General features: G+C 41.8%; 25 protein-coding genes. 4 read left to right on the top strand and 21 right to left on the bottom strand.

The window, feature by feature from the left end; genetic code table 11:
• Positions 1 to 169: 169 nt before the first annotated feature.
• The 6 genes from JK635_RS11235 to JK635_RS11210 all read right to left on the bottom strand — a co-directional run bounded on the left by JK635_RS11235 (position 170) and on the right by JK635_RS11210 (position 3,235).
• Positions 170 to 565 (bottom strand): VOC family protein, encoded by a 396-nt coding sequence (locus JK635_RS11235; protein WP_202654025.1) that lies wholly within the window; start codon positions 563 to 565, stop codon positions 170 to 172.
• A gap of 196 nt (positions 566 to 761) precedes the next feature.
• Complete coding sequence (locus JK635_RS11230) at positions 762 to 1,676, bottom strand: VOC family protein (RefSeq protein WP_202654024.1); 915 nt, start codon at positions 1,674 to 1,676, stop codon at positions 762 to 764.
• Positions 1,633 to 1,893: a HepT-like ribonuclease domain-containing protein gene (locus tag JK635_RS11225; RefSeq protein ID WP_202654023.1), complete on the bottom strand. Its 261-nt coding sequence runs from the start codon at positions 1,891 to 1,893 to the stop codon at positions 1,633 to 1,635. The genes JK635_RS11230 and JK635_RS11225 overlap by 44 nt, the downstream gene beginning before the upstream one ends.
• Complete coding sequence (locus JK635_RS11220; RefSeq protein ID WP_202654022.1) at positions 1,877 to 2,182, bottom strand: nucleotidyltransferase family protein; 306 nt, start codon at positions 2,180 to 2,182, stop codon at positions 1,877 to 1,879. Before JK635_RS11220 ends, JK635_RS11225 begins: the two co-directional genes overlap by 17 nt.
• 236 nt (positions 2,183 to 2,418) lie before the next feature.
• The gene (locus tag JK635_RS11215; protein ID WP_202654021.1) at positions 2,419 to 3,045 is read right to left on the bottom strand and encodes an aminotransferase class V-fold PLP-dependent enzyme; all 627 of its coding nucleotides are present in this window, start codon (positions 3,043 to 3,045) and stop codon (positions 2,419 to 2,421) included.
• 16 nt (positions 3,046 to 3,061) lie between these two features.
• Entirely contained in the window at positions 3,062 to 3,235 is a 174-nt protein-coding gene (locus tag JK635_RS11210) for an SAP domain-containing protein (RefSeq protein ID WP_306792935.1), read from the bottom strand.
• A 156-nt stretch (positions 3,236 to 3,391) separates the two neighbouring features.
• Here JK635_RS11210 and JK635_RS11205 point away from each other — a divergent pair, with 156 nt between their 5' ends.
• Positions 3,392 to 3,556 carry a hypothetical protein gene (locus tag JK635_RS11205; protein ID WP_202654020.1) on the top strand — a complete coding sequence of 55 codons (165 nt, stop codon included), beginning with the start codon at positions 3,392 to 3,394 and terminating at the stop codon, positions 3,554 to 3,556.
• A gap of 490 nt (positions 3,557 to 4,046) precedes the next feature.
• Here JK635_RS11205 and JK635_RS11200 read toward each other — a convergent pair whose 3' ends face one another.
• A complete protein-coding gene (locus JK635_RS11200; RefSeq protein ID WP_202654019.1) occupies positions 4,047 to 6,029 on the bottom strand; it encodes an oxidoreductase in 1,983 nt (660 codons plus the stop codon).
• Positions 6,030 to 6,232: 203 nt separating this feature from the next.
• Here JK635_RS11200 and trmL point away from each other — a divergent pair, with 203 nt between their 5' ends.
• Entirely contained in the window at positions 6,233 to 6,703 is a 471-nt protein-coding gene (gene trmL, locus JK635_RS11195; protein ID WP_202654018.1) for a tRNA (uridine(34)/cytosine(34)/5-carboxymethylaminomethyluridine(34)-2'-O)-methyltransferase TrmL, read from the top strand.
• A 161-nt stretch (positions 6,704 to 6,864) separates the two neighbouring features.
• Positions 6,865 to 7,821, top strand: a complete 957-nt coding sequence (locus tag JK635_RS11190; protein ID WP_202654017.1) for an alpha/beta hydrolase — start codon at positions 6,865 to 6,867, stop codon at positions 7,819 to 7,821.
• Positions 7,822 to 8,068: 247 nt separating this feature from the next.
• On the opposite strand, the gene JK635_RS11185 is transcribed toward JK635_RS11190, so the two are convergent.
• From JK635_RS11185 to JK635_RS11140, 10 genes are all read right to left on the bottom strand, one after another.
• On the bottom strand, positions 8,069 to 9,586 hold the full coding sequence (locus JK635_RS11185) for an amidase (RefSeq protein WP_202654016.1): 1,518 nt from the start codon (positions 9,584 to 9,586) through the stop codon (positions 8,069 to 8,071).
• A 178-nt stretch (positions 9,587 to 9,764) separates the two neighbouring features.
• Complete coding sequence (locus tag JK635_RS11180) at positions 9,765 to 10,733, bottom strand: P1 family peptidase (RefSeq protein WP_202654015.1); 969 nt, start codon at positions 10,731 to 10,733, stop codon at positions 9,765 to 9,767.
• Between the two features lie 3 nt (positions 10,734 to 10,736).
• The gene (locus JK635_RS11175) at positions 10,737 to 11,288 is read right to left on the bottom strand and encodes an ECF transporter S component (RefSeq protein WP_202654014.1); all 552 of its coding nucleotides are present in this window, start codon (positions 11,286 to 11,288) and stop codon (positions 10,737 to 10,739) included.
• Between the two features lie 28 nt (positions 11,289 to 11,316).
• Positions 11,317 to 12,159 carry an energy-coupling factor transporter transmembrane component T family protein gene (locus tag JK635_RS11170; RefSeq protein WP_202654013.1) on the bottom strand — a complete coding sequence of 281 codons (843 nt, stop codon included), beginning with the start codon at positions 12,157 to 12,159 and terminating at the stop codon, positions 11,317 to 11,319.
• Positions 12,143 to 13,039 (bottom strand): energy-coupling factor transporter ATPase, encoded by an 897-nt coding sequence (locus JK635_RS11165; protein WP_202654012.1) that lies wholly within the window; start codon positions 13,037 to 13,039, stop codon positions 12,143 to 12,145. Before JK635_RS11165 ends, JK635_RS11170 begins: the two co-directional genes overlap by 17 nt.
• Positions 13,036 to 13,890, bottom strand: coding sequence for an energy-coupling factor transporter ATPase (locus JK635_RS11160; RefSeq protein ID WP_202654011.1), 855 nt, complete (start codon positions 13,888 to 13,890; stop codon positions 13,036 to 13,038). Before JK635_RS11160 ends, JK635_RS11165 begins: the two co-directional genes overlap by 4 nt.
• A gap of 125 nt (positions 13,891 to 14,015) precedes the next feature.
• The gene (locus tag JK635_RS11155) at positions 14,016 to 15,473 is read right to left on the bottom strand and encodes an aldehyde dehydrogenase family protein (protein WP_202654010.1); all 1,458 of its coding nucleotides are present in this window, start codon (positions 15,471 to 15,473) and stop codon (positions 14,016 to 14,018) included.
• A 3-nt stretch (positions 15,474 to 15,476) separates the two neighbouring features.
• Positions 15,477 to 16,217 carry an SDR family NAD(P)-dependent oxidoreductase gene (locus JK635_RS11150; RefSeq protein WP_202654009.1) on the bottom strand — a complete coding sequence of 247 codons (741 nt, stop codon included), beginning with the start codon at positions 16,215 to 16,217 and terminating at the stop codon, positions 15,477 to 15,479.
• Positions 16,214 to 17,302, bottom strand: coding sequence for a tartrate dehydrogenase (locus JK635_RS11145; protein WP_202654008.1), 1,089 nt, complete (start codon positions 17,300 to 17,302; stop codon positions 16,214 to 16,216). Before JK635_RS11145 ends, JK635_RS11150 begins: the two co-directional genes overlap by 4 nt.
• 93 nt (positions 17,303 to 17,395) lie before the next feature.
• Complete coding sequence (locus JK635_RS11140) at positions 17,396 to 18,097, bottom strand: FadR/GntR family transcriptional regulator (RefSeq protein ID WP_202654007.1); 702 nt, start codon at positions 18,095 to 18,097, stop codon at positions 17,396 to 17,398.
• A gap of 332 nt (positions 18,098 to 18,429) precedes the next feature.
• On the opposite strand from JK635_RS11140, the gene JK635_RS11135 reads away from it, so the two are divergent.
• Positions 18,430 to 19,842, top strand: coding sequence for a PQQ-dependent sugar dehydrogenase (locus tag JK635_RS11135; protein WP_202654006.1), 1,413 nt, complete (start codon positions 18,430 to 18,432; stop codon positions 19,840 to 19,842).
• A 294-nt stretch (positions 19,843 to 20,136) separates the two neighbouring features.
• Here JK635_RS11135 and JK635_RS11130 read toward each other — a convergent pair whose 3' ends face one another.
• Genes JK635_RS11130 through JK635_RS25480 form a run of 4 tightly spaced genes read right to left on the bottom strand, consistent with a single transcriptional unit; the run spans position 20,137 to position 26,552 of the window.
• Positions 20,137 to 23,349, bottom strand: a complete 3,213-nt coding sequence (locus tag JK635_RS11130) for a coiled-coil domain-containing protein (RefSeq protein WP_202654005.1) — start codon at positions 23,347 to 23,349, stop codon at positions 20,137 to 20,139.
• The gene (locus tag JK635_RS11125) at positions 23,346 to 24,014 is read right to left on the bottom strand and encodes a hypothetical protein (RefSeq protein ID WP_202654337.1); all 669 of its coding nucleotides are present in this window, start codon (positions 24,012 to 24,014) and stop codon (positions 23,346 to 23,348) included. Before JK635_RS11125 ends, JK635_RS11130 begins: the two co-directional genes overlap by 4 nt.
• Positions 24,004 to 25,437, bottom strand: coding sequence for a hypothetical protein (locus JK635_RS11120; protein WP_202654004.1), 1,434 nt, complete (start codon positions 25,435 to 25,437; stop codon positions 24,004 to 24,006). Before JK635_RS11120 ends, JK635_RS11125 begins: the two co-directional genes overlap by 11 nt.
• A complete protein-coding gene (locus tag JK635_RS25480) occupies positions 25,413 to 26,552 on the bottom strand; it encodes a DUF7281 domain-containing protein (RefSeq protein WP_368857088.1) in 1,140 nt (379 codons plus the stop codon). Before JK635_RS25480 ends, JK635_RS11120 begins: the two co-directional genes overlap by 25 nt.
• Between the last annotated feature and the right edge of the window lie 60 nt (positions 26,553 to 26,612).

Genomic DNA, 26,612 nt, shown 5'->3' with positions numbered 1-26,612 from the left:
AGATATCTTGATCAAACCGAATCAAATAAATAGAGGGAAATAACTCAGACAGTTATTTCCCTACTATATAGCCAAAAAATATTATCGAAGCATGCTCTGTGGCTAACTTTTTCACTTGTTGGGTCACGTAGAACCCCTCCCCATCTTTTTTCACGTGAACGGTTCGGGCCTATTTTGCATTCTCATCGGGTTGATGAATTCCGAATATATTGCCTTCGGTGTCAATGTAGTATCCTTGCCAGGCCATGCCAGGTAAGGCATATTTGGGGATTGCAACCTTGCCGCCATTCTCAATAATTTTTGCTTCCGTTGCATCGTAATTTTCCACTTCCATTGTACAAGCAAAGGCATTTAAAGCTTGGTTTGCTTCCGGTGGAGCACTTTGACGCTGCATCAAAGCACCATTGATTCCCGGTTCATTTTCATCACCTGTTACAGCTCCAAAGTAAGGCATGCCTGCATAGTCACTCCAATCTTGAAATGACCACCCAAATACATCTCCATAAAACTTCTTTGCACGTTCCATGTCATTCACATGTATTTCGAAATGAACTAATCTTCCCATGACGCCTCCTATTTTATAAAAATTTTTTCCATAAATTATTTCGCTAACTAGCCCCAATTTTCCTCTATTATAATAAATATTATGGAAAAATATTCATTGTACAAATCTGCTTAGGCAATCATTACTTACTCACGCAATTGCTTGTTTTCTTCATCCTGCTTGTTGATACGTCGTTTCAAGGAATCAATGATGCGATCTATCCCTCGTAAGCTTTCTGTAATTCCGCAAGGTCAAATTTCTTCATTTTTAGAAATGCTTTTGTTAGGCGGGCAAGTTGCTCGGGTGTGCCCTTGCTCATCATCTCGTCCATCTCACTTGGCACGATCTGCCAGGATATACCAAACTTATCTTTCAGCCAGCCGCATTGCTCCGCTTCCGGTACCGCAGAGAGTTGATTCCAGTAATAATCGATTTCTTCTTGTGTGTCACAGTACACCATAAAGGAGATGGCCTCGTTAAAACTGAATTTATGCTCATAAGCGCTATCCATTGACGCAAACCACTGATTCTCTAGCATGAAATCCGAAAACATGATCGTTCCCTCTTTGTCAGGCTCCATTCCTTTAGGGTAACGGGCGACAAGTCCCTGTCTTGCGTTCTTAAATACTGATAAATAAAAACGCATTGCCTCTTCCGAGTTACCGCATTGATCCCCGACAAACAAAAGTGACGGCAATATTGGAGGCCTTTCTTCACCTTCTGGATTGGTTAGGATTAACTGCCAGGACAAACCATACTTGTCCTGGATCCAGCCATATCTTTCACTGAAAGGATATTGGCCAAGCGACATTAACACAGTTCCGCCTTCGGACAATTTGTTCCAAACCTCATCTAATTTGCCTCTTGCGTCTTTTTCTCGCGATGGGTCAAAATTAACGAAAAAAGATATCGATGGATTCATTTGGAAAAAAGGACCTGCACTGATTGCCATGAACTTCTGCCCCCATAGCTCAAAAGTGACAGTCTCAGAGTCGCCTGAGGGTGTTCCAGGGATGGTGGTTACATCGATAATTTTCGAGTCTGGAAAAATAGCAGCATAAAACTCGGCTGCTTCTTTTGCTTCCTTATCATACCATAAATGCGGAACGATCTTTTGATTTGAATTTGACATCGTTATCCCTCCAATATATTCTGAAAATAGATTTCTGTCTTATTTCATCAGGAATGTTTTTAGTAGCCTCGCCTATTACTAAAATATTCTTTATAACAGCATCAGAAATTAAATCATTATCCATAAAATCATCAAAAGAAAGTCCCTGTGTGTATTTTTCAACTTTTACTGCAGCAGTTAAAATATCTTCTAAAAATACTCTAGGCTCCCTCTGCATACTTTACACTCCTTAAAATACTGTCTTTCAATGCTGGCTTTATATCATCGATGATGACCAAATCAATGGGCTTTTGAAATCGATCTTCAAGATCAAATTTTAAATCCATGTAATGATCAAAAGATAATTTAGTACGGTCAAATTCCACCAGCACATCTATATCACTGGTACCTTTCTGTTCTTCTCGACTATAGGAGCCAAACAAACCAATTCGTTTTACACCATATTTTTCTTTCCATGTATTTAAATTTTTTGAAAGTTCCTCAAGGATTTCTTGTTGCGATAACATCAATATTGCCGCCTATTTTCTCCATAATTCTTTATGCTCATTATATCTCTCTTTAATAATTCTCCAAAGAAAGGAAAAAGCCTTGTTTGAACGTAGGGATCTTCTAAGCATTTTAAAATTCAAATAAATCTCTTTAGGTTTTACTCCATTAAATGACCCGATATGTACCTAGTTAAAGGAAACGCGGCACCTCCTTTTGAAAATTCGTACCCGTTAATGATACGGATGAATTTAACTTAATCGCTATTTACTACAAGTGAAAGTTCATCCAATGCGTTTTGGATCTCATCTTTGGTGTTATAAAAGTGGGGGGCAATCCGGATCACATCTTTTCTGGCGGATACAATAATCTTTTTTTCCTTTAGGATTTTTTCTGTTTTTGATGCATTTTTTGTGTAAAAAGACACAAGACTTGTTAATAGGGTCTTTTCTGTTACTTTATTTTCATATTCTTCCAAAGGTATTCCATTAGAGGAAGAACGTATAATAGAAAGATGATTTTTATACTTTTCCTGTGCATATAAGATATGGCCGATAGTAGGAAAATCGGAATCTGTAAAAACAATCTCTTTCCTATTTTGATGATCTGAAAAGGAAGAGACAATTGAAGAAAAAACATCGGAGACAGAACATAGTATAGCTATCTCTTCTTTTTCAGCTCCAATTAGTTCGGCAAATATGGCTCTTGCCTGGCCTGCTCTCTCCAAAGCAGCAACCCAATTACTTCCATTAAGAACCAAACTTTTATGATATTCGTCTATTGCTGTTGATACAGGTTTCGCTATTGCCCCTTGTGAGCAACTTGCAAGATGTATGTGACTCGACAATATCGGAAATAAAGACCTTGTCCCGGATAGATTCAATTTTTATTCACTCCCTTCAGATTTTTATCTCTCCTGTTCGAATATATGTTTCGATTCGATCGGAAATCTCTATTTTTGAGCCAGAAGCACTTAGCCAGTCGTTCCTACAAAATGCTTGTAATTCTTCTTTTAACCAATAGAAATCTTTTAAGCTGTGATCATTAATATCTTTAGTTAAATTAAGTCGCAAAAAATCATCTCCTAATATGCTTAATAAAAATATAGGACATTTATTCTTTTAATTCAAAATAGTCATTTGAAATAGCAAAAAATTTTTAAAAATGGTTCATTCTCCAACTTGTTGCTAATAATAAGGACGTTAAACAATGAATGGAGGAGGATTTGTATGCAACAGGATCAACAAGCTAAAGAGAATTTAGGTTCTGGCTCTAGTGGGAAAGCAGGATTTTCCGGGACTGATCCCCAAAAAGTAAAACAAGAAATTCAAAAAGATGTAAGCGCAGGACAAGGTGCCATGACTTCCCGGGAGGCAGGAGCAATGCGCGATTAAATTTTTTCAAAGAAAGGAAAAAGCCTTGTTCAAGGACGACAAGACTTTTTTCCTTTTAGTCGGATAGAGTGATATTGAAAAGTCATCACAATACCAATAAATATTGAATCTGATTTGGGGTGATTGGAGTTATTGCATGAATGTGATAGCCGATACTGAACAGCTGTGCTAAGGTTTCTGCACAATTATATCGGGGAGGTTCAATCGGTGCATGGAAGCTTTTATAAAGTGCAATAAATTCATTATGAGTAGTACAATGGAGCAAAACGACATGTCTCCCCGTCCATGCCTGACCAATTATTGACTCTGTTTGATTTTCATTATGATCCCACAATTTCTATACACCCTCATTTTTGATACGATAGTTTATGTATAGAAATTAGTTCATTGTTCACTTTTTTACTTAGAACATTACGACAAAAAAACCGTACGATCTATTTCACCGTACGGTCCGTTTTTAAGTCTATACTAATCATAGATTTTTATCCGTTTACAACTTCCCTTTTTCCCTGTCCTGTGTCACAATGGATTCAAGCAAATATGCCTTTTCAAAGCCGTCTCGGGTGGCTTCACCAAGGGATCCATAGCCTACTGCATCTCCTAATACAAACATATTTTCCATCTTATCCCTTAATGGTTCCTCTAATGGGTTATAGGCTTCGATTCCCATCGCAACAATCACATACTCCGATTCAATTTCCCGATATTTTCCAGATACCAAATCCTGTACAATAGTACTGTTCGGAAGAATTCTTTCCAATTTATGATCAGTCACAATGTCCACATTTATATTTTTCAGCTTATCAAGAAGTCTTTGTCTTGTATCAGACCCAATTCTTTTGCTAGCTTTTGTTGGAATTTCTACAAATGTGACAGCATTGCCAGCTTCCGCCAGGCGCCGGACTGTTCCATGACAGGTCATGCCGCTTCCTACCACTGTTACTTTATTCTTAGTGAAAACTTTTCCCTGTAAGACTACGTCTTCATAAGTATAAACATGCTCTAAATCATTGCCCTCTACCTGTGGGAGCCTCGGTCTGCCGCCTGTTGCCAATAAGACAGCATAAGGATTGTAAGCTGTGATATCTTCAACAGTAGCCTCTGTATTTAAACGGACATCAATATTTAAACGTTTCATTTCATTGCTAAGATAACTAATGTGCCATGTCATTTTCTTGCGATAAATGGGGTCAGATACAAGGTGCAATTGACCACCGAGCTTATTTTCTTTTTCAAACAGAGTGACATCATATCCTTTTAGTGACAGTGTTCGTGCCGCTTCCATTCCGCCCGGTCCGCCGCCAACGATCACAACATGGCGGTTCTTATTAGAAGGAAGGCGTTGCAGTTCCTTAAACTCCAGTTCTCGGCCTGTTCTGGCATTAATGGAACACCGAACATGCAAGTTTCCTGTTACTGAATGCAGACAATGAAGACAGTTGATGCATTTTCTAATTTCAGCTTCGCGTCCTTCCTTTGTTTTTTTTACCCACTCAGGATCAGCAATTAAACCCCTCCCGATGGCGACAAAGTCCGCTTTTTCCTCAGCTAAAATATTTTCTACAAATTGTGGTTCACGAATGGACCCGACAGTGATAACCGGAATATTTACTTCTTTTTTTACCTCCTCTGCCAAATAGACTCTCCAGCCTTGTTCAAATAACGGAGATTCAATCATTTTGTCCATAGAGTCATAGGTTCCGCAGCTAATGTGCAGTCCATCTACTCCTAGTTTTTCTAAGTACCGACAAATGGCCTTGCCTAACTCTAAATCGATTCCGCCATCAATAAATTCATCCACACTGAGACGAACGGTAATAGGGTAATCCTCACCGCATTTTTCTCTAATGCCAACGATGATTTCCTTGAGAAATCTCATTCGATTTTCAAAGCTTCCGCCGTACTCATCTGTACGTACATTGGCCTCAGGGCTTAAGAACTGGTTTATTAAATAACCATGGGCACCGTGAACTTCGACGCCGTCAATCCCTGCCTGTTTACACCTTACAGCAGCCTGAACAAATTTATTTACCAGTTCTTTTATTTCTTTTGTTGTTAATTCCCGAGGTTCTTCCCCCACTGCAGCACAAGCAACATTACTGGGAGCAACAATTTGTTTACCATTTATTAATGAAGAGTTTGACTGTCTGCCTGCGTGATGGATTTGAACAAAAGCCTTCGCTCCATATTTATGTATCGCATTGGCTAAACGATGGATCCCTGGAATGAAGCGATCTTCGTCCAGCCTTAATTGCCTGACAAATCCTTTTCCGTATTCATACTCAATACAAGTAAATTCAACGATAATTAACCCGGTTCCTCCCTTAGCTCTTTCTTCATAGTAGGCAATAAGATGATCCGTGACTTCGCCTTCAATACCAGCTAGATTCGTTCCCATTGGAGGCATGACAATTCTGTTTTTCAGTGTTAGATTGCCTATTTTGCCTTGTTTAAATGTGTTTTTGTAATGCATTTTACAGCCTCTTTTCTATACTTGTGAAAAAACTCACATAAACTATTAAAAAATTTAACCTACGTTTAATTATAAAGAAGTTGACAGAAATTTTCACAACTACATTTGATAATAAAGTGACAATCGTATTTCAACCACTACATGAGTCTCCATAACAATATGCTATAATTTTGAGGGGAAAATAAAGATAGAGGTGACCATTCTTGGCTATACATGTTGTACTATATCAACCAGAAATTCCGTCTAATACGGCAAATATTGCACGTACTTGTGCTGCAACGGATACCGCTCTGCATTTAATTCTGCCGCTTGGCTTTTCTACTGACGAAAAAATGATAAAACAAACTGGTTTAGATTTCTGGCATCTTGTCAACATCACGTACTATGACTCACTAGATGACTTTTTTTCAAAAAATCATGGGGAGTTTTACTATATTGAGACGTTTGGTGAAAAACCACATTCAGCCTTTGATTTCAGTGATGGATCAAAGGAGCATTATTTTATGTTTGGGAAAGAAACCACGGGTTTACCAAAAGATTTATTAGAAAAAAATAAAGATCACTTTTTGAGAATACCCATGAGTGATCATGTTCGTTCACTGAACCTTTCGAATACGGCTGCGATTTTAGTGTATGAAGCTTTGCGCCAGCAAGGATATCCCAATTTAACATAAAAAAATCTTCCGGATTGGAAGATTTTTTCGTTTTTGTCACTAAATCGTCTCACCAAGTGGGATCACGGCTCCCTGCCTTTTGCCTTTTTTTAGCTAATGATGAAAAATGGGACTTTAGTTTTTTTTCGTTTGGATGGTCATCGACATATGATAAAGTACCGATGATTCAAAACAGAAAGGCGGAGTTGATGTTGGGTGAGGGAAAAAAAGGGAAATCAAGCAAATCATTGTGGCAGCCGCTTTTGGCTGCACCTGCGTTATTTTTTCTTGCCCCTGTCGGCATTGGACTTTACCTCACTCATCCCCTACCGGCAAAAACCAGGAAAAACCCGAAGGATTACGGTCTCGAATTCGAGGAGATTGAATTTTTCAGTCGAAAAGATCAGGTAAAGCTGTCTGGGTGGTGGATCCCCGCTGCTTCCAAGCATAGTAAGAAAACTGTTATTACAGCACATGGTTATATGAATGAACGAGCCATGGAAGGGATTGAGGGCCTGCGGCTTGCCAAAGTTCTTTCGAGACAAGGATACAATTTGCTGATGTTTGATTTCCGCAATGCAGGAAAATCAAAAGGAAGAACCGTGGGGTTGGGGTACTATGAAAAACACGATTTATATTCAGCGATTGAATATGCTGCAGAGAAAAAAAATCAGAAAAAGATTGCTCTTCTTGGCTGGAGTATGGGTGCTGCTACTGCGCTTATTGCCGGATGTGAACATCCTGCGGTGTCAGTCATTATTGCCGATAGTCCCTTTAGTGATTTAGAACCTTTTTTAAAAGAAAACCTTTCTTATTGGACCAAATTACCAAAACGACCTTTTACACCGATAATTTATCATTCTATGCGAAAGCTCCTCAACATTGACCCTAAAGAAGTTTCCCCTATTAACAAGGTAGCCAGCACGAAAGGAAGAGCCATATTATTGATACACAGCAAAACAGATGAAGCAATTCCTTTTACCGAAAGCGAAAGACTATATCAATCCATACCATTTAACAACCATAAAGAATTGTGGCTGACGGAAAAAGCAAAACATATTCATTCGTATTTTTTATATAGGAGAGACTATGAGCTCCGTATTCTGCGGTTTCTTAATAAGCACTTAAGGTTTGGATGAACTCATCGTCATTAAATGAAAAGCTTTCAATTTTACGCAATGAACGATTGTCTATTAACAACATTGGATGCATGTCGAAAACGCAAGAAGGCAACGCCCACATTTTTCACTTCAAGTCAGTTGCCTTTCCTATCCAAAAATTTCTGAATTTTTTGATTCCAATACAATTAATAAACTCCTTCACCGATCACCCCCGAACAAAAAGCCTTGCTCCCTAATCGAAGCAAAGCCCCCATAAGCTTAAATATTAAACACTGTCCTTAACACACTTAGCTGGAAATTGCACTGCATCAATCGATGTTACATGTACAGCAGGTCGTCGTCCGTGGTTCCATTTCCCATTTAGGGCACGCTCGATTTGAGCCCCTAGTTGCAGAAGCAATCCATCTTCTCCTTGCCGTGTAAGCGCGTGAATTCCAAGTGGCAGCCCGTTCTCAAGCTCAGCCATCGGCAGCGAGATACCCGGAAGGCCGCAGAGGTTGGCAATCGGAGTATAAGAGAATATGCGCCAGAGGTTCTCGAACCAGTCGTAGACGGATGGATTTTCACTGATCGTCAAATACTCCTTCGTTCCAACCAAGGGCGTCGGTAAGGCCATCGTTGGGGTAAGGATGATATCCCAGTCTTCAAAGAAGGAGGCTAGCCTGCGGGAAGTATCGTTGAACACCGCCTGCATCTTCGCGCGCTGCCTATAAGAGTAGAAACGGCCTTCTTCCCAGACCCGAATACACATCGGTTCAATCAGGTTGGCTGGCGGCTGTTCCAAGCCTTTTTGCTCCAATAGACCCGAAATGGTTTGGGTAAAATTCATAATATAGCACTCGGTTTGTGCCCTATAGGCGGCATGAAAGTCAATGTCCGGGATCACCCACTCCACGTGATGACCAAGCGCCTCGAGAAAGCGGGCGGCCCCCTCCAATTCAGCAACAATATGCGGTGTGGCCTGATAATCACCCCACTCATGTGAAACGGCAATACGAAGTTTTTTCGGATCGCGCCGTATAAGCTCGGAGTAAGGCTCGGGTGGCAGCCAATAGGGCATGAATTCGCCCGGTGCTCCTCCTCTGCAGCTGTCCACAAAGGCAGCAGTATCACGAATAGTGCGGGAGTGGCAGCCCTGAACGGAGACTACTCCCATCAAATCGGAACTGTAGGGAGCAACCGAAAAGACGCCACGGGACGGCTTCAAACCGATGTTGCCGTTTACACCAGCAGGAATGCGAATCGAGCCGCCGCCATCAGTCGCATGTGAAAGCGGAATGATTCCGGCCGCAACCGAAGCTGCTGTTCCAGCAGAAGAGCCGCAGGTTGTATAGTCAAGATTCCAGGGATTTCGTGTAACATAAACGGCTGGATTCTCAGCTGAACTGCAGAGTCCAAACTCTGGTGTTGTCGTCCGCCCGATGATGTTGAGACCAGCTTGGCGGATGCGGCTGGTTAGAAAGCTATCGGCTGAAGAACGATTTCCTTGCATCAGAAGAGACCCCATCTCCTGTAAGCGCCCCTTAACAGTGGGCCCCAGATCCTTCATCAGGAATGGTATTCCCGCAAACGCCCCATCTGGGTTCGTTCCGTCTTTCATAGGGTCATGAACGGCATCATCGAAGACTTCAATGACAGCGCTAATCGCGGGATTTAAGGCGTCGATGGCAAAGGCAGCCTGTTGAGCTACCTCCTGCGGAGTAATCTGACCTTTCCGTACCAAATCGGCAAGACCGATGGCATCAAGGTTAGCCCATTCATTCCAGCTCATTGCTAAATTCACAAAGTTTCACCCCTTTATATTGGTTCATATCGGATCTTTATAAAAGGGCAGTCTCATCAGTGTATGCACCTTAATTTATAAAGACTCTACCTAGTCCAATGTCAGCAAATTTTGATTCAATAAGCCTTCTTATTACTTCCTGATCGTCCACACAGTTATATACAGGCCATTTTAACCGCTACGCTTTAAGATGACTGAATAAATCTTTATGAGCGATAATTCCTCCAACACTTTCGGCAGATTTAACCGCATCAATGATGGCACTCTCCATGACCTTTGCTGCCAGCCCGCCAATAACATCAATTGAGACCCTTTCCCCTCCGGTAGCAACAGCAAAAATAGTATCGCCATCAAACATCGTATGAGCTGGAAAAATAGTCCTGGCATACCCATCATGAGCCATTTGTGCCACCTTCGTAGCCTCTGCCTTTGTGAGTTCGGCATTCACGGCAATCACTCCAATGGTCGTATTTGAACCGGGCGAGATGGCAGGCTGATAGTTTTTGGCAAGAATTTCAAGACTGTCAATAATCCTTTCGTCCTTATACACCCCTGCTAAAATTTCTCCAGTCGCTGGTTCACGGACATCACCAACAGGATTAACGGCGACAATCGCACCAATGACAACCCCATTTTCCAAGCAAATTGATGCACTACCTAGACCGCCCTTCATACAAAACTCGAGTCCGGCTAACTTACCGACGGTTGCACCGCAGCCTGCCCCATAGTTTCCGGTACTAAACTTTCCGGTTGTTGCCACTTTTGCTGCTTCATAGCCCATTCGCCGATCCGGCCGGATCTTTGGGTCGCCAACAGGGAGATCAAACAGGACCGCCGCTGGAACAATCGGAACCCTGGCTACCCCTACATCCAAGCCGATCCCTTTTTCCTCCAGAAATTGCATTACCCCTGAAGCCGAATCCAAACCAAACGCACTGCCCCCGCTTAAAGTGATGGCATGCACTTTATCGACGAGATTAATTGGGTTTAACAGGTCGGTTTCCCGGGTTCCGGGAGCAGAACCCCTCACATCTACTCCCGCAACCGCTCCATTTTCAAAAATGACAGCCGTACAACCGGTCAATGCCTGATGGTTTTCTTTATTGCCTACCTTGACTCCCGGCACATCTGTGATTTGATTATACATGGCTTATAAATCCTGAGAAATCTTTGATTTTTTATTTTTGCCAATCTGTTTCCAAGCCAAAACAACCGCCAAGGTAACGATGGTCCCAACAATCGCTTCAGGAATCCCGTTTGTTACACCGACTGTCCAGGCGACTCCTGGAGTCATGTAATGACGGATGACGGCCATCGTTAAAACAAGAACGGTATTCGTTAATGTTCCAAGAAAGGCGGCAACTGCAACTGCCAGATATTCACTCTTGCGGCGAATTCCAGCATACACCAGCCAGGCGACAACTCCGATAAAAAGGCGTGGCAAAATGGCAACCATTGGATCCTTAAACAGGGGAACTGTAGCGTTTAAGAACGATGAGATTCCAAAAATGGCGCCAACAATTAAGCCGACAACCGGCCCCTGCATAATTCCACCAATAATCGCCGGAATATGCATAATGGTCGCATTCCCTGCCGCTGTCGGAACAGGAATATAGCCTAACCGCGTCACACCCAAAAGAATCGCTACTGCACCTAGCACGCCTGCAATTACGATATCACGAACCGTTAATGATTTTTTCATTCCATTTTCTCCCCTTTATTTTTGGTATTTAAATAGGAAACGGATAAAACAACAGCAGTAATGTCAATAGAAGGCCGACCAATAATATTAGATAATCCTTCGTCACAGCCTTATAAACAGAATAGGTGCTTCTTTCGCCCCCCGGCGTATAGCAGCGGGCTTCCATGGCAAGGATTAAATCCTCCGCCCTGGCTAATGCGATATTAAATAAAGGAATAATGATGGGAAACATTTCTTTTGTTCTTTGAATGATTCGCCACCAGCTGCCGCTGCCAAAGTCGGCCCCCCTTGAAGCTTGTGCTTTCATCATTTTTTCCATCTCAATCGCGAAGGTGGGTACGAACCGGATGGAAATCGTGGTAATCAATGAGATTTCATGGACCGGAAAGTTCATTTTCTTTAACGGACTTAATAGGCTTTGAATGGAATGGGTTAATTCTGTGGTGGAAGTTGATAATGTAAGAACACTGCTTAAGAAAATAATTTCAATAAAACGAACGGCGGAAACAATCACTAATCGAATACTCTCACTGGTTATTAAGATAAAGCCATAATCAACAAAAACCTTGCCGCCGGAAAAGAGCTGTCCTTGGAAAAGCAGCTGTAAAACGGCCAGGATGATAATAAACGGAATCGCTGGTTTCACCCCGGACAGCCCATAGCTGATCGGTATTTTCGAGGCCCAGAACAAGTAAAGTGACAGAATGAGTCCTACCGCGTTGCCGATATAACTGGTATTTAACGCTATTGCCACCACGAGGAAAACAAAGATCAGCAGCTTTATTCTTGGATCTAATCGATGAATAAACGAGCCCGTTGGCACGTACTGGCCAATGGTAATATTCCGGGAAATATCAAATTCGCTGGACATGCTCCGTCCCCTCCTTCCTGCCAGCAAAAAGCTTCATAATTTCGTCTGCTGCTTCCGTAATCGAAAAGGCATCCGTCCTTACCTGATAGCCAAGGTCAGTTAAGCGATACAGAACCTGTACCGTTTCCGGGGTACCAATTTGATGCCTGACAAGCTTTTCTTTATCAGTAAAAATTTCCTTTGGGGTGCCACTCAACACGTCCTTTCCGTCCGCCATCACATAGACTCGGTCAGCCAGCATCGCAACTTCCTCCATATTGTGGGACACAAAAATGACGGTTAACTTTTCTTCCTTGTTGAGCCGTTTAATTTTATCCAGCAGCTCATTCCTTGACCTTGGGTCGAGACCCGCCGTCGGCTCATCGAGAACCAGAATCTTTGGTTTCAAGGCGAGAATTCCTGCCAAAGCTACCTTCCGTTTTTGCCCGCCGCTTAGAGCAAAGGTCTGCCTGTCTTTCATTTCCTCAAAATCCAAGCCGACAACAGACATCGCCCACTTGACACGCTCCCTCACCTCCTTTAACGGCAAACCCATTTTAAATGGCCCATAGGCGATATCATCGCCAATGATTTTTTCAAAAATTTGATCCTCCGGATTTTGAAACACAATGCCTACTTTTCGCCTCAATGTTTTCAAATCGATTTTTTTCTTTGCTAAATCTTCACCATCAATCACCACCCTACCGGATTCTGGACGAATCAGCCCATTCAGGTGCTGGATTAACGTCGATTTTCCCGAACCGGTATGTCCAATGATAGCAATGCATTCCCCCGCCTCTACATACAGATTGGTTCCTTTTAAGGCAACATGCTCCATCGGAGTTCCTTTCATATAGGTATGCGTAAGGTTTTCGATTTCGATGATGGGTTTGACCGTCATGATCCCACCCCCCCGCTTAAGAATTCCTCGACTTCACCGATAAACTCATGTTCATGAATGATATCCCTGGAGAAATCGGCAAATTGGCGATGAATCACTTCGGCCATTTGGCTAACGGAAGGCACCTCCAATTTAAGAGCCTCCAATTCTTGCTTATGTTTAAAAATTTCCCGCGGAGTACCATCCATGACAATTTCGCCGTCCTCGACAACGATAATCCTACCAGCCTCCGCTGCTTCTGACATATGGTGGGTCACCGTAATAATGGTCATCCCCATATTGTTCATTTGTCGCATAACCTGAATAACTTCTTTTCTCCCAAAACTGTCGAGCATGCTGGTTGCTTCATCAAAAACAATACACTCCGGCTGCATTGCCAACACCCCGGCAATGGCGACCCTCTGCTTTTGCCCCCCAGACAGATGATGCGGCGGCCGGTGACGAAACGGAGACATTTTCACAACATTTAAAGCCTCATCTACTCTTTTTTTCATTTCTTCCCTTGGAACGCCAATATTCTCCAATCCAAATGCCACATCCTCCTCCACGATGGTCGCGACAATTTGGTTATCAGGATGTTGAAAAACCATGCCCACCGCTTGACGAATGGCCCGTTTCTTGTTGGTATCCTTGGTGTTATGACCATGAACCCAGACTTCCCCATGATCGGGGGTCAAGATCCCGTTAAGGAGTTTGGATAAGGTAGATTTTCCTGATCCATTGTGGCCGATTATGGCTACATATTCACCAGGGAATATGGAAAGGGAGATATTCTTTAGAACGGATACTTTCGTTTTTTCATTGATTTTGTAGGAAAACGAAACATTTTCCAAGCGAATAATCGGATCCATTTTACTCTCCTTTCGATTTGCTTTTAAAAAATCAGAAATCTATTAATGTATTATTACAGGAAATCTCTGAAGCTTTAAAACCTCTATTAACATTCACCAACGTAAAACAAACCCTTTGTATACCGCTAATATTTCAGGGCCACGTTCTTCACTTGTGTATAATTTTGCAATGCCTCTAACCCTTTTTCTCGGCCGAAACCACTTTTTTTGTATCCTCCAAATGGCTGCGCAATGCCTCCGCCGGCCCCATAGTGATTGATAAATACTTGGCCGCATTGAAGCCCGCTGGCAACGCGGTGAGCAACTCCGACGTTTTCAGTCCAAATGCCGGCAACAAGTCCGTACGGTGTGCCGTTTGCCATTTCAATTGCTTCTTCTTCTGTCTCGAAGGTGGTCACGGTCAAAACAGGGCCGAAGATTTCCTCTTGGGCTAGATCATGGCTCACAGGAACGTCATCCAAGATGGTTGGCTGCAGATAGTAGCCTTGTTCGCACCCTTCAACCAACTGACGCTCTCCTCCAGTTACGATCCTAATCCCGTCCTGCTTGGCAAGGTCAATAAAACCTTGGATACGATCAAATTGCTTTTTGGAGAGCACTGGTCCCAAATCGTGATCATCCATTCCGGGACCAATCGAAAGCTTCTCCATTGCAGCAGCCAGCTTCCGTACGAACTTTTCTTTTATTGATTTTTCAATCACCAAACGAGAGCCTGCAGAACAAGTCTGGCCTGCATTTTGGATAATCGACTTGAGCACCCACTTAAGAGCCTGCTCTTCATTGCAATCAGCAAAGACAATATTTGGGGATTTCCCGCCAAGTTCAAGGGTAACGGGGACGATATTTTGGGCAGCTGACTCCATGACTTTTTTCCCAGTCTCAACCGAACCTGTAAACGTAATATGGTTTATCTCGGGGTGAGCTGAAAGCGCAGCACCGGCCTCATGACCATAACCGGTTACAACATTCAAAATACCTTTGGGCAGCCCTAATGGCTCGATTACTTCAACCAGCTTAAGCGTTGTTAACGGTGTATCCTCTGCTGGCTTCAGGACAGCGGCATTCCCGGTAGCGATGGAAACAGATATGCTTCTTGCGGCAATTTGCAAAGGATAATTCCAAGGAATAATATGTCCGACAATCCCAATCGGTTCGCGAACAGTATAATCAATGATTCCTGGTTCAACTGGAATGGTTTCTCCAAGAATTTTATCGGCGATCCCAGCGTAGTATTCAAAATAGCGTGCCGCAATCTCGACATCTACAGCGGATTGGGACAGTGGCTTTCCGACATCTAGCGTCTCTAATTTTGTTAATTCTTGTTTATTCTCGCGAATGATTTCCGCTGCCTGGTAAAGAAGCTTCCCCCGATGATAAGAACTAAAGGTCTGCCATTCTTTTGAATGAAATGCTTTTTTTGCTGCTTTTACGGCAAGGTCAATTTCTTCCCTGTCCCCTCTTGGAACATACGCTAAAATGGAACCATCCCCTGGATTTTTCACTTCTATTAATCTAGCTTTTTTAGGGACTACCCATTCACCATCTATATAACAGCCTCGAACTTGGGCATCGACTGGCTTCACCCGTTAAATCCCCCTTCCTCCATCTACATTTAACACAGCACCTGTCACAATCGACGCTTCCTTTGAACATAAATATACAAGGGAATTAGCAATATCGATTGGCTCGATCAGCCTTCCCATCGGGACACTTTTCTTAAAAACAGATTCTTTTATAATTTCAAAATCCTGTTCCTTTGCCGTAAAACCACCAAGCATATCCGTATCTGCCGGACCCGGGTTGACAACATTTACCCTAATCCCGTACTCGGCTAATTCAATGGCCAATGCTTGTGTAAAGGAGACCAAGGCACCCTTTGAAGCGATATAGGCATTTAAGCCGGGCCTTGGTCTCACCATGGAAATGGAAGCGATATTGACGATCACTCCGCCCCGATTCTTTTTCATGTATGGGACAGCCGCACGGCAAGTTAAAAATGGAGCCGTTGCGTTGACACGAATAATTTTCTCCCAATCTGCTAAGCTCACTTCTTCAATCGGCGTTGCTGGCTGGGCAATGCCTGCAAGATTCACAAGCCCGTCAATGCGGTTAAAGTTTGCAACTGCAGTTGAAAAAACATTCGTTACTTCCTCTTCCTTTGTCAAATCCGCTGCAATCGGCAATAATTGGTCACTTTCCTCCACTCCGTCCACATTGAGATCAACAGCCACAACTATAGCTCCTTCTTCTAAAAACCGTTTAACCGTTTCTTTCCCCATTCCTCCCTGTGCACCTGTGACAACAAACACTTCATTTTCCAATCTCATCGTGATCGACCTTCTTTAACAAATTGTAATTGTTGTATTGCAGCTCGAATGCTTGAGCCCATTTCACTTGTCGTTGAACTGCCGCCTAAATCAGGTGTTCGTACTTCTTTTTGGACAAGGACCTGTTCAATTGCGTCCAAAATGACTGCTGCTAAATCCTCTCTCCCCAAATGCTCAAGCATAAGTGCTGCCGACCAAATTTGGGCGATTGGATTGGCGATGCCTTTGCCGGCAATATCAGGAGCAGAACCATGGACCGGCTCAAACATGGATGGGAAATCTCCCTCCGGATTTAAGTTTGCCGAAGGGGAAAGCCCAAGCCCTCCTACAACCGCGGAGCCTAAATCACTTAATATATCCCCGAACAAATTGGAAGCAACCACTACTTCAAAATCTCCCGGCCTCAAAACAAAATAAGCTGCTAGAGCATCAATGTAATAGCTTTGCAGATGAATAGCCGGAAAATCTTTTCCTACCTCGTTTACAGCCTCATCCCATAGTTTCATGGAGTGGATGATTGCATTTGATTTTGTCGCGCTTGTGACCGTCCTTTTCCCCTGCCTTTTAGCATATTCAAAAGCAAATCTGGCAACCTTTTTCGTACCGGTCCTTGTGATGATGGTGTTTTGGACGGCAATCTCCTGTTCCATGCCCGGATACAATCGGCCACCGCTATTGGAGTATTCACCTTCAGCGTTTTCCCTGACAATGACAAAATCGATATTTTCATCCATATACCGGCAAGGCACTCCCTTCAATAATTTAACCGGACGTAAATTAATATACTGCTTGAAATTTTTCCGGATTGGCATGATCAACTCCCATATCGTCACATCATCAGGCACTCGTTTATCGCCGATCGCCCCGAATAAAATCGCATCATATTTTTTTAAAGTATCAAGAGCATCTTCCGGCATCATTTTTCCATGTCTTAGATAATACTCACTACTCCAATCAAATGTCTCAAATTCGATTTCAAATGAAGGATCCAGCTTTTTGAGTAGTTCCAGTACTTTTACTGCTTCATTCACTACCTCCGGGCCGATACCATCCCCAGGAATGACAGCAATCTTATGGGTTGTCATATTTTCCACCTCTTATTCTCCAAATTTTAGGAGGGTACTATCAGACCAAATAAAGCGTTTACAAAAAGGAATAGAGTAAGAACAGTTCCAGCTTTACTTTCCTGATTCAGCTATTTTTGCCGAAAAGACCTTTTCAGGTAATTCAAGATGATTTCGCATAATCACTGAAGCCTTCCTGCAGTTTCCATGTAAAATTTGATAATAGATGCTTTCATGCTCCATTAATATCGTTTCAATAACACCTGGAACTTGAAAAAATTTGGCTATCTCTGAACGGTAACTATCAATCAGAAGCGTTGTAATTTTTTGCAACACTTGATTATTGGAAGCTTTTGCGACAGCGATGTGAAATTCAACATCCCACATTGCAAAATTTTCATAATCGTTTAAGCTTTTCTTCATTCCGTCGATCGTTCTTTCTATTTCTAAAAGATTGTTATTGGTTCTTCGTTTGGCCGCTAATGAGCTTGTTTCACTCTCAACTATTTGTCTCGCTTCGACAATTTCAAGAAGGTTATTGATATTATGGAAAATTAATGATGAAAATTCGGGCGAAGCAAACGTTCCTTCTTCTGATTTATTCAGGTACGTACCTTTCCCTTGATGAAAACTTATAATCCCTACTGCAGATAATTTAGTAAGAGCTTCTCTGATAACGATTAAGCTGACCTGATAGCGGTTTGCCAATTCCTTCTGGGAAGGCAATTTATCACCATATGTATAAACTCCATTTTCCACATCTTTCAAAAAGACATCCACTACATCATCGACGAGGGATTTACGTTTTATTGCCATGTTTTCCACCTCCGTTTCACTGTTCATATGATATGATAACTTAAGAATACTGTACAAACACAATTCAGAATTGTCAATATATTTTTATAATTTCAGCAGTCTAACAATTAGCATAATGAGAGCTAGCATTGATATTTGAGATAGTAGGACGGAACTAACATTCAGATTAAGGTTTCACTTTATTCATGAAATAGCAAAATTCATATAATTGAAAAATTCACCGTGTAGTTATAAACGCTGATATCTTATTAGGTTCCTAGTCGTATTTAGTACTAACCGAACCGTTCGAATCATATTTTTATTAAAAACAATGGGAAGGAGTGTCATGTTAAGTGAGAAAAGTAAAGGTTCGGTTACGGCCCATTGTTAGCAGGATCAATTTACCCACCGTTTTGAAAACAGCGATCCTCCCGGGTGAATCAACTGAAAGATTATTCATTGCCACCCAGCCAGGAGAAATCTTTTACATAGGAAATGGAGATGTTAGGACCTTTTTAGATATTCGCCCGCAAATTATCAAACTTGGTACTTCTGGTGGTTATGATGAACGGGGACTGCTCGGACTGGCGTTTCACCCCGGATTTTCTTATAACGGTTTGTTTTACCTTCATTATTCGGTAGCCGGAACACAAGGTCCAGGTGCTCTTTCTGAACGTTTTCAACCTGACCCGTGTGATCCCAAAACCTTAAACCTAAGGTGGACAAATAGAGAAGCTCATTATGATCATATCGATACAGTGGAAGAATGGATCCTACAAGCGAATGGTCAACCTCAAAAACGACGGACATTACTTAACGTTAGAAGACCATTCTATAATCATAATGGTGTCAATAGTTTAAACTTTTCACCTGAAACAGGAAAACTTGTGTTAACAAGCGGAGATGGCGGAGCAGGCTATGATCACTTTAATTTAAGCCAGGATAATATGGAAATAGCCGGTAAAATAATTGAAATCGACGTAGTAAAGAATACCAATATCTCTAATCCCCCCGCGGTCACACGTTTTAACGAACTCCCCGCCCCGATTCAGGAAACTCTGACGGTAATCGCCAAAGGGGTTCGCAATATACCAGGCATTTCCTTTCAAAGACTTTTTAATCAGTATGTCAAATATATAGGAAATGTCGGTCAGGATCTGGCAGAATCAATTTTTTCATTCGTACATTATAAACCAATACCGGTTACGCAGCTTATTCAAGCTTCTTTGAGGAACATCGAACCTGACCAAGAAGGATTTATTAATTTTGGCTGGCGAGGATGGGAAGGGGCATTTCCCACTTCAATTATAAAGGGCTGTTCGGCAAATCCGACTTTGGATGAGAAGATAATTGCTTATTACGATGAAGCGGTCATAACTTCAGTGAAGCGTCTTCCGCCTCTTACTAGTTATTTTCATCAAGATCCCCGCCCCGATAAGTTTGAAGGAACTGCACTTACAGGAGTGCAACCCTATATGGGGGATGAAATCCCCGCTTTAACGGGAAGCGTTGTGTTTACTGATCTTGCGAGACATGAAGAATCTCGGCCTCCGGTCAGAGGGGTTTTAGCTTATACAAGGGTAAGAACAGATGGTAAATTAAATGATTATCGTATCATTGAAACCGATGATCACTTTGGGTCTCAATCAGCCTATTACGTTAGTTTGGGAACAAATCTGGATCAAACAAGACTATATTTAGGGGTGTATGGCTCTACAAAAGTGACTGATTTTAACCAAGGTACTATTTTTGAAATTGTTCCATAAGAAAGCAGCTCCAGCCATGCCTCAAAAATCTATTTTCAGCACGATCCTCTATCGCATGAAATATATCATTCATTCGAATTTCAACTCGCTTTTTTGAGATTTTGCCAAGAAATAAAAAATCCGAATACCAAAAGTCTATAAGTAAAGTTATTTATTTTTGAGTTCTACAAAAAAACTACATCTAATGCCTTGCAGTAATACCATTGTAATATGAAAGGCACTAAAGATAGATATTTGCCTACTTGTAGTGGCTTTCAAAGTATTAAATTTATGGAATGAAATTGACCTTTTCAATCAATTAATCCCAACACTTTTCACAAGCCCAATAACTTTGCTTCGCGGGATGGTTGGGTCATGCTGGACAACAAATGCTTTTGCGAACTTGTCCAAATATTGCGGCTCATGGGACTTCGGTGTCAGGATAACCAGTTTTCTCTTTAATTCCTGCACATACAAATCAAATACCTTCACTTTGCGGATCTCATCTAGCGCACTGTCAAATTCATCCATAACAATAAAGTCTGGGGTTGTTTGGAGATTTTGTAAAAGAGCTAAAGCAAATAGTAAAGAGCTTAAAGATTCCTCTCCCCCTGATACTCCTTTGCCCACTTTTCCCCCTCTGGCTTTAACACTTACATCCTCTAAAGCACCGCGATGACCTTCTTTACGAGCTTTAATATACAAATAAAAATGAGTGCGACTTCTTCTGTCTTCAATTGATTCCCAGCTGATTTCACCTTCAAATTGAAACTGGCTCATATAATATTTAAAACGCTTCTGAAGCTCGAGCACACGCATATTAATTGTTGTTTCCAGCTGCTCCTTCAGGTTTTCCATTCGCTCAATATCCTGTTCAAGCAAAATTTTTGTCCGTTTGTATTCATTGTCAAGCCGCTCATATTCAAGTTTAACTGTTTGATAATTTTCTTCGGCTGCAGGGTCAATACCCGATTCTGTCCGTGCATTCTGAAACTCAATTTTTCCATTTTCTCGGTTTTGTTTTATTTTTGCAACAGAAGGCAGTTGTTCAATGGAAGTTTTAGCAGCCGTAGTGGTATAAATATCAGGGACTAAATACTTCAAATCCTCTAATTCTTTAATCGTTTTAACAAGCTCTAATTGCGCCGCTTCTTGATCATCGGAGTAGTTTTTCTGCTGCTTTTCAAGAGAAGAAATTTTCTGCTTAGCATCCTCCAAATGATCATGCCAGTTTCGAATATCCCGCTCCAGCTTCGTCATTTTTCGGTCCAACTCATCAAAATCATCTTCAAGGCTTTCAATTATATCCTTTTGTTTTTTCAAAAACTCCTTTTCTTCGTCGGCCTTCTTTTGCAGACTGTTCCGTTCCTCATATTTTTCCTTCATTTTTCCTAGTTCAATATATACAGCCATTTCATCGTCTAAAACTCCTTTAAAAAAGGATTGCCTTGCCTGCATCTTTAATAGTTCACTTTCCGCTTCCTTTAATTTCGTAATTTCTTCTTCAATCGTCTTTTGCGCGGCTATTTCATCCTCATATTTCTGATTCCGAAATACCCGCTCGTGTTCGGCAACCATAAATGCTTCTGATTCTTTCACCTGATGAATGACACTATTCAGCTCTTGGATGGATTTCGTATCCACGGCTATTTCTGTTTCAATAACTTCCAGCTTCGAATTCAAATCGATTAACAGCTTCTCTACTTCCTGCTTCCTGTGCTTTAAGGCTTTTACACTTAAAATATATTGATTTTTCTCCTGGGAACCACGGATTCCCATCGGGTCGATTAATACTCCATTTTTAATCGCGAACAGACCGTCTTTAAAAAATTGTTCCACCCACCATAATGCTTTCATGGCCTGTGGAAGGTCTTGTTCCAAAAGGGTTTCTTTCACCTTCAAATGAAGTGCCGGCAGATTGGTGATTACACGCTCAGGTCGAACTGTCATTAATGGCACATGATATAAATCATTTGGGGGTGTACACTCCTTACCGTCAAAAAAGATGGTATATTTGATTGCTTCAAACAAATGCTCATCCTTCACCTGTGCCGCCTTGTCCAACTCGATTAATTCACGGAGAGGATAGGCTTTGATTTGCCGCTTACGGAAATAGCGTATTGATTCCTGCTGCCTGGACGATAAATTGCGCTCATCCACAAGCAAATTGTACTCCTCTTGAAGCTCGTCCCTTTTTCTTAATAGGCTGTACTTGTGGTCCTTATTACCTTCCACTCTTTTATCCAGCCTATCTATTTTCTCTTGAACCTTATAGCTGCTTCCATATTGCTGCAGTCTCTCAAGATGGATCACTTTTAATCTTTCATCCGACTCAATTTCTTGTTTAAGGCGGGTTGTCAGTTCCACCTTCTTTTTCCAGAAGGTATTTTTCATTTGTAATGCCGATTTGTTCTGCTCCAAGCTTTGACTGATTTGCTCAAGCTCCGCTGAAACAGCTGCTAGCGCTGCTTTTACTTCTTCTTCTGTTCTCATAATCTGTTTTTTTCGCACCGTAATCTCTTCTAGCTCCACATTAAGGGCATCAATTCTTGCTTGGATTTGTTTAAGGCCAACGCCTGTGTCCTTTACTTTTTGCTGTTCCATTTTAATCTTTAAATCCAGCTGTTCTTGTTCAGTTTTATAAGCTTCCAACTGTTGCTCATCTTTTTCTTTTAAGCTCTTTTTTACAATCAGATCATCTTTAGACTCACTGATATCATCATCAAATTGGTCAATTAACTCCTCTAACCGGGAAATTTCCTGCTTGTAATGGGCTTCCAAAAGCAGCAATGATTCAATATAAAGCCTTCCGCCCTCATGAAGCCGTTTTTGATTATCCAAAAAGCGGTCTAATGCGCTCTTTTTCATTGATAGCTCTTGTTTCAAAAGCTTTACGTTCGTTTCGGCAATGCGGACCGTTTCCTCTGTATCTTTCACCTTTTCCATGCTTTCTTCCCAATCGCGCTGCACCCGATCGATCCCATGCATTTCGCTAAAAATACGGAAGCGCTCCTCGGGATGCATGACGGCAAATTGATTTACTTCCTGCTGATACCATATTAAATAAAAGAGATCGGGATCGACCTTATATTTATATTGCAGGTCCCGTTTGTAGGCAGAAAAATTAAACACACGATCCCCTGAAGTGTAGCGTATTACTTCTTCCCATTCATCAATCCGATCTCCGGTAGAAATACTGTATTCTTTTTTCACGGGCTGTCCCGGATCCTGGACAATTTTTAAGGTGAATTCAATATACTCAGGAGCATCTATCTTCATTAAGCCATCATTTTTGAAAAGGAAGGATATTCTCGCCTTCCACGTTTGGTCTATGGGTAAATTTCGTGATTTTAAACCCTCGACGTCAACTTTTGCGGAATATAAAACGGCCCCCATACAAAAGGTAATCGTTGACTTTCCCGCTCCATTTGGTCCAGTAATCATAATATGGTCATTGGCACCAGATAAATCGATTAATGTCGGGGAATAGTCTCTAATCCCAGAAAATTGAAAGCGCCATGGAATCATTCGTTTTCCCCTTTCTGATATAAGTTATATCGTTTAAAAAATTTCAACACTTCTTCTTTATTTAATTGATTGGACTGGCTGAACTCCGTCATTCTTCTTAAAAAAGAGTCTGAAAACATATGAACACCGATTGCCGTCAGCTGATAGGCTTTTTCCTGAGAATTGGTATCGTACTCTTCAATCGCACCAATTTTTTTAAGGGGATCAAGGTTGATCAAGATTCGCTGATTGGCTTTTGTGGTTTCATGACCAAAAGCATCAAGGAGTTGATCAAAAAGGGTGAATTCCTGCTGTAAAACCTCTTGCTGATAAAACATGTACAAAAGAATGGCCAAACTTTCTTTTGTCAGTGTACTGCGGGCTGCTCTTGCCGGCACTCGCATCATTACAATCACCTGGTCGCGCCGTTCATCATAAATGACCCTCATGTAACGGCTGAGCGCCTGATTAACTCTTGTTAAAAAAGAATGAAATTTTTCTTCATTCCCTTGGATTTTTAGCTGCTTCTCTACTTCTTTTCTAGAAAGCCCAAAGTTCCCTGAACGGATTGAAGCGGAGGATGAAAATAAAATGTTCATAAAGGTCAATTCCTCTTCCTCCGTTAAGACTCCTTTTAAAGACTGCATCACATTGAGGGGACTCACATTCAGTTCATCATTCTTCATTTTTATCTGAGTCGATTCGTTTATTTCGTTTCCTGATAATGCTGGATCCATCGTCACGGTTCAACCACTCCCATTTCCGTTCATATTTTGGCAGATTGATATTTTCGTGCGCTTTCGTTATCGTAACCTTTTTACTCCCTACTAAAGCTGAGATCGCCGTAATGGCATTTATGGCATCGCCCCATTCGGATGAAGTCGCTTCAACGATGACCTGCTCCATCGGCGCTTCTTCATGATCTTCAAAAAAAGCTTCAATGGCTTCTGTATTAATCATTGATTTCGTCAGCAGCCAATTGGAGTTTCCCATTAATTCGTCCAATTCCTCCTCAGAAATCTCCTCCGCAATAAAATCAATCTCTTCGTCCGTTACATCCAACGGTGACACATATGGCTCATACGTTTCTAAATAATGAACAGCTTCATCAATTGCTTCTGGCGGCAGGGAAGGAGCAAATTTAACCGGAAACCACATGCCGTCTACCGCCTCATCCTCGTACTGATTTTGTTCCATAAAGCTGAATAATTGAAAAACATTCGGGATGTCTGATTCAAGTGGAGGATTGTACATCTGAATGATAAATTCACGTACTTTTTCCGGCCGAATGGTGGAAGACAGCGGTGTCTTTTGCATATGCGTAAACTTTAAATACTTGTTAATCATTCCTAAGCTTAAGTTCGTTCCCTCAGCAAGAATGGCTGTTCCTTTTTGCATTAAATCAGAGAGAACTAAGCTTTCTTCGAGTGTTTGAAACTGGCGGAAGCGTTCCTGCAGCTTTCCTTCAAGCTCTTGCATTAATTGATGGATCACCTCAAGCTGCGGAAGCGCATTGCGGTCGGCCAGTAATTCCAGCTCACGTTCTTTGATGATCTGCAGGGCATTCTCCACGTTCCGGACCATGCTGGCAATTTTGTTGCCTCCGGAAATGCCGTGATCATCATAGGCTTCGCTCAATTCTGCATCACGTCTCGCTTGAAAAAGCGCTCGGCCAATGTCATCGTGAAGATAGTATGCCAACGAGTCATTCGCCAAACGAATAAGGGCATCCATCATTCTTTTTCCGGTATCCCGCATTTTCAATAGCCGTGATTGCTTTGAAATCCAATTATATTTAAGCAGTACATTAATAATCTGATCAACCTTCTTTTTACTGGGCGGTTCCGGGTCGGAATAGCGGTTCCGGTAGCGATAATAAACGGTCTCCGAATTTTCAATCGGGTCATCCAATCCAAGCGCTTCCTCATTGATTAATTGGATGATACGCAGAAAACGTAATATTTCCACCGGCGTTTGAAAAGTATTCTGTGACGTTAAATCTCCCAACACTCCCGATAAGCAAGCAAGATCCCACATCGACTGCATTACTTCCGGAGCTGATTCATCAGCTTTGAAAATGGAAATCAATGATGGATCCACTTTTTCCATTGTGCTACACCTCCTAATACTACTTCTTGTTCCATCCTTTTATTTTTTAGGAATACCCGCATATAGTTTTCGTATTTCTCCCAGTTTGTCAACGTCTCCCCATCTGCAGTAACCCATTTTACCAGCAGTTGATGAGAGACAATGGAGCACAATTCCTTTGCAATCTGCAACCCGTCCGGATCATAATCACTCCAAATGAGCACCTGCTCCACACTGCTGTTTTTTAACAGCTGTTCTATACAAAGCTTATGGGAAGAACGGACATGCCCGTCCACACAGATGACGAGCGAATGATTTTCTTTTAAGAAATCCTTCTCAGCAGCCATCCGTGTTAATACCGCCCGATTTTCAACAAGCCAGATGTTCGTTGCATTGGTTGAATAGTTTTCTTCAGAGATGGATAGATCTGTCAACGCATGAACCGGGCCATATTGATAGGTAGAGTACTGCCCGGTTATTTGTCCTGAAAAATAGAGCGGAGTGATTTTTCCGAGGCTGATCATCCCCAATAAGGCTGCTGGGCATTGTGTAATGATTTCCAGTTGTTCGAGAAATTCTTCCTTATTCGCGTCGAATTGCTTGGAACCGCCTATTTCTTTGTAATAGCCAGCACCGATCTCTTTCCAATCGAACTCTTCCTTTTTCAGGCATATCTGTAAAAAAGCGGATAAAAAATGAAGAAATTTTAGTTTCTTAGAAACTGGCCAAGTTACAGAAAAGTAGTCATTAAGATCGTTAATTTGGAGCCGGCACAGTTCATGAATGAACGCTTGGCATGCTTGGATAGCACTGCTTCTTCTTTCCTCCGAGAACTTGGAAGGAACCTCAACCAGCATAACCGAGTTATTTTTCCAGCTGGTAAATTCCTCTTCCAGTCTCGCTTCTTTTACACGAAGTTGTTCTTGATGATAGCAATACAAACGAAAGCCCATCCTATAGCTTTGGGATTCAGGTGTTTTACCATCTTTTTTAAAACGGATTTCTTTCATGATCCAGCCTTGTTCAAACCACTTTATCGTGTTTGGATGATGGTCTTCCAGCTGAACTTTCTTCTTCGGTGTCAGGCTGAGCCTTAATAATTCTTCATCAACTGCTTCAAGTTCTTCACTATTCATTTGAGCGAAAGTTAATAATCCCGTCAATCGAAAGGTTCTTTCCGTCCGTTTGATTATTTT

It is taken from the genome of Neobacillus paridis, assembly GCF_016765675.1.
Lineage (GTDB): Bacteria > Bacillota > Bacilli > Bacillales > Cytobacillaceae > Neobacillus > Neobacillus paridis.
The sequence above is the reverse complement of the archived record's forward strand: the minus strand, read 5'-3'. Positions and strand labels throughout refer to the sequence as shown.

Excerpts from the sequence above, each read along its gene's own strand:
- JK635_RS11180 (WP_202654015.1), bottom strand. The coding sequence starts at position 10,733 with ATGTATAATCAAATCACAGATGTGCCGGGAGTCAAGGTAGGCAATAAA.
- JK635_RS11200 (WP_202654019.1), bottom strand. The coding sequence starts at position 6,029 with ATGCATTACAAAAACACATTTAAACAAGGCAAAATAGGCAATCTAACA.
- JK635_RS11190 (WP_202654017.1), top strand. The coding sequence starts at position 6,865 with ATGATTCAAAACAGAAAGGCGGAGTTGATGTTGGGTGAGGGAAAAAAA.
- JK635_RS11225 (WP_202654023.1), bottom strand. The coding sequence starts at position 1,893 with ATGCAGAGGGAGCCTAGAGTATTTTTAGAAGATATTTTAACTGCTGCA.
- JK635_RS11125 (WP_202654337.1), bottom strand. The coding sequence starts at position 24,014 with ATGAAGAATGATGAACTGAATGTGAGTCCCCTCAATGTGATGCAGTCT.
- JK635_RS25480 (WP_368857088.1), bottom strand. The coding sequence starts at position 26,552 with ATGAATAGTGAAGAACTTGAAGCAGTTGATGAAGAATTATTAAGGCTC.
- JK635_RS11120 (WP_202654004.1), bottom strand. The coding sequence starts at position 25,437 with ATGGAAAAAGTGGATCCATCATTGATTTCCATTTTCAAAGCTGATGAA.
- JK635_RS11220 (WP_202654022.1), bottom strand. The coding sequence starts at position 2,182 with ATGTTATCGCAACAAGAAATCCTTGAGGAACTTTCAAAAAATTTAAAT.
- JK635_RS11140 (WP_202654007.1), bottom strand. The coding sequence starts at position 18,097 with ATGGCAATAAAACGTAAATCCCTCGTCGATGATGTAGTGGATGTCTTT.
- JK635_RS11230 (WP_202654024.1), bottom strand. The coding sequence starts at position 1,676 with ATGTCAAATTCAAATCAAAAGATCGTTCCGCATTTATGGTATGATAAG.
- JK635_RS11160 (WP_202654011.1), bottom strand. The coding sequence starts at position 13,890 with ATGGATCCGATTATTCGCTTGGAAAATGTTTCGTTTTCCTACAAAATC.
- JK635_RS11235 (WP_202654025.1), bottom strand. The coding sequence starts at position 565 with ATGGGAAGATTAGTTCATTTCGAAATACATGTGAATGACATGGAACGT.
- JK635_RS11130 (WP_202654005.1), bottom strand. The coding sequence starts at position 23,349 with ATGATTCCATGGCGCTTTCAATTTTCTGGGATTAGAGACTATTCCCCG.
- JK635_RS11170 (WP_202654013.1), bottom strand. The coding sequence starts at position 12,159 with ATGTCCAGCGAATTTGATATTTCCCGGAATATTACCATTGGCCAGTAC.
- JK635_RS11145 (WP_202654008.1), bottom strand. The coding sequence starts at position 17,302 with ATGACAACCCATAAGATTGCTGTCATTCCTGGGGATGGTATCGGCCCG.
- JK635_RS11175 (WP_202654014.1), bottom strand. The coding sequence starts at position 11,288 with ATGAAAAAATCATTAACGGTTCGTGATATCGTAATTGCAGGCGTGCTA.
- JK635_RS11205 (WP_202654020.1), top strand. The coding sequence starts at position 3,392 with ATGCAACAGGATCAACAAGCTAAAGAGAATTTAGGTTCTGGCTCTAGT.
- JK635_RS11165 (WP_202654012.1), bottom strand. The coding sequence starts at position 13,039 with ATGACGGTCAAACCCATCATCGAAATCGAAAACCTTACGCATACCTAT.
- JK635_RS11150 (WP_202654009.1), bottom strand. The coding sequence starts at position 16,217 with ATGAGATTGGAAAATGAAGTGTTTGTTGTCACAGGTGCACAGGGAGGA.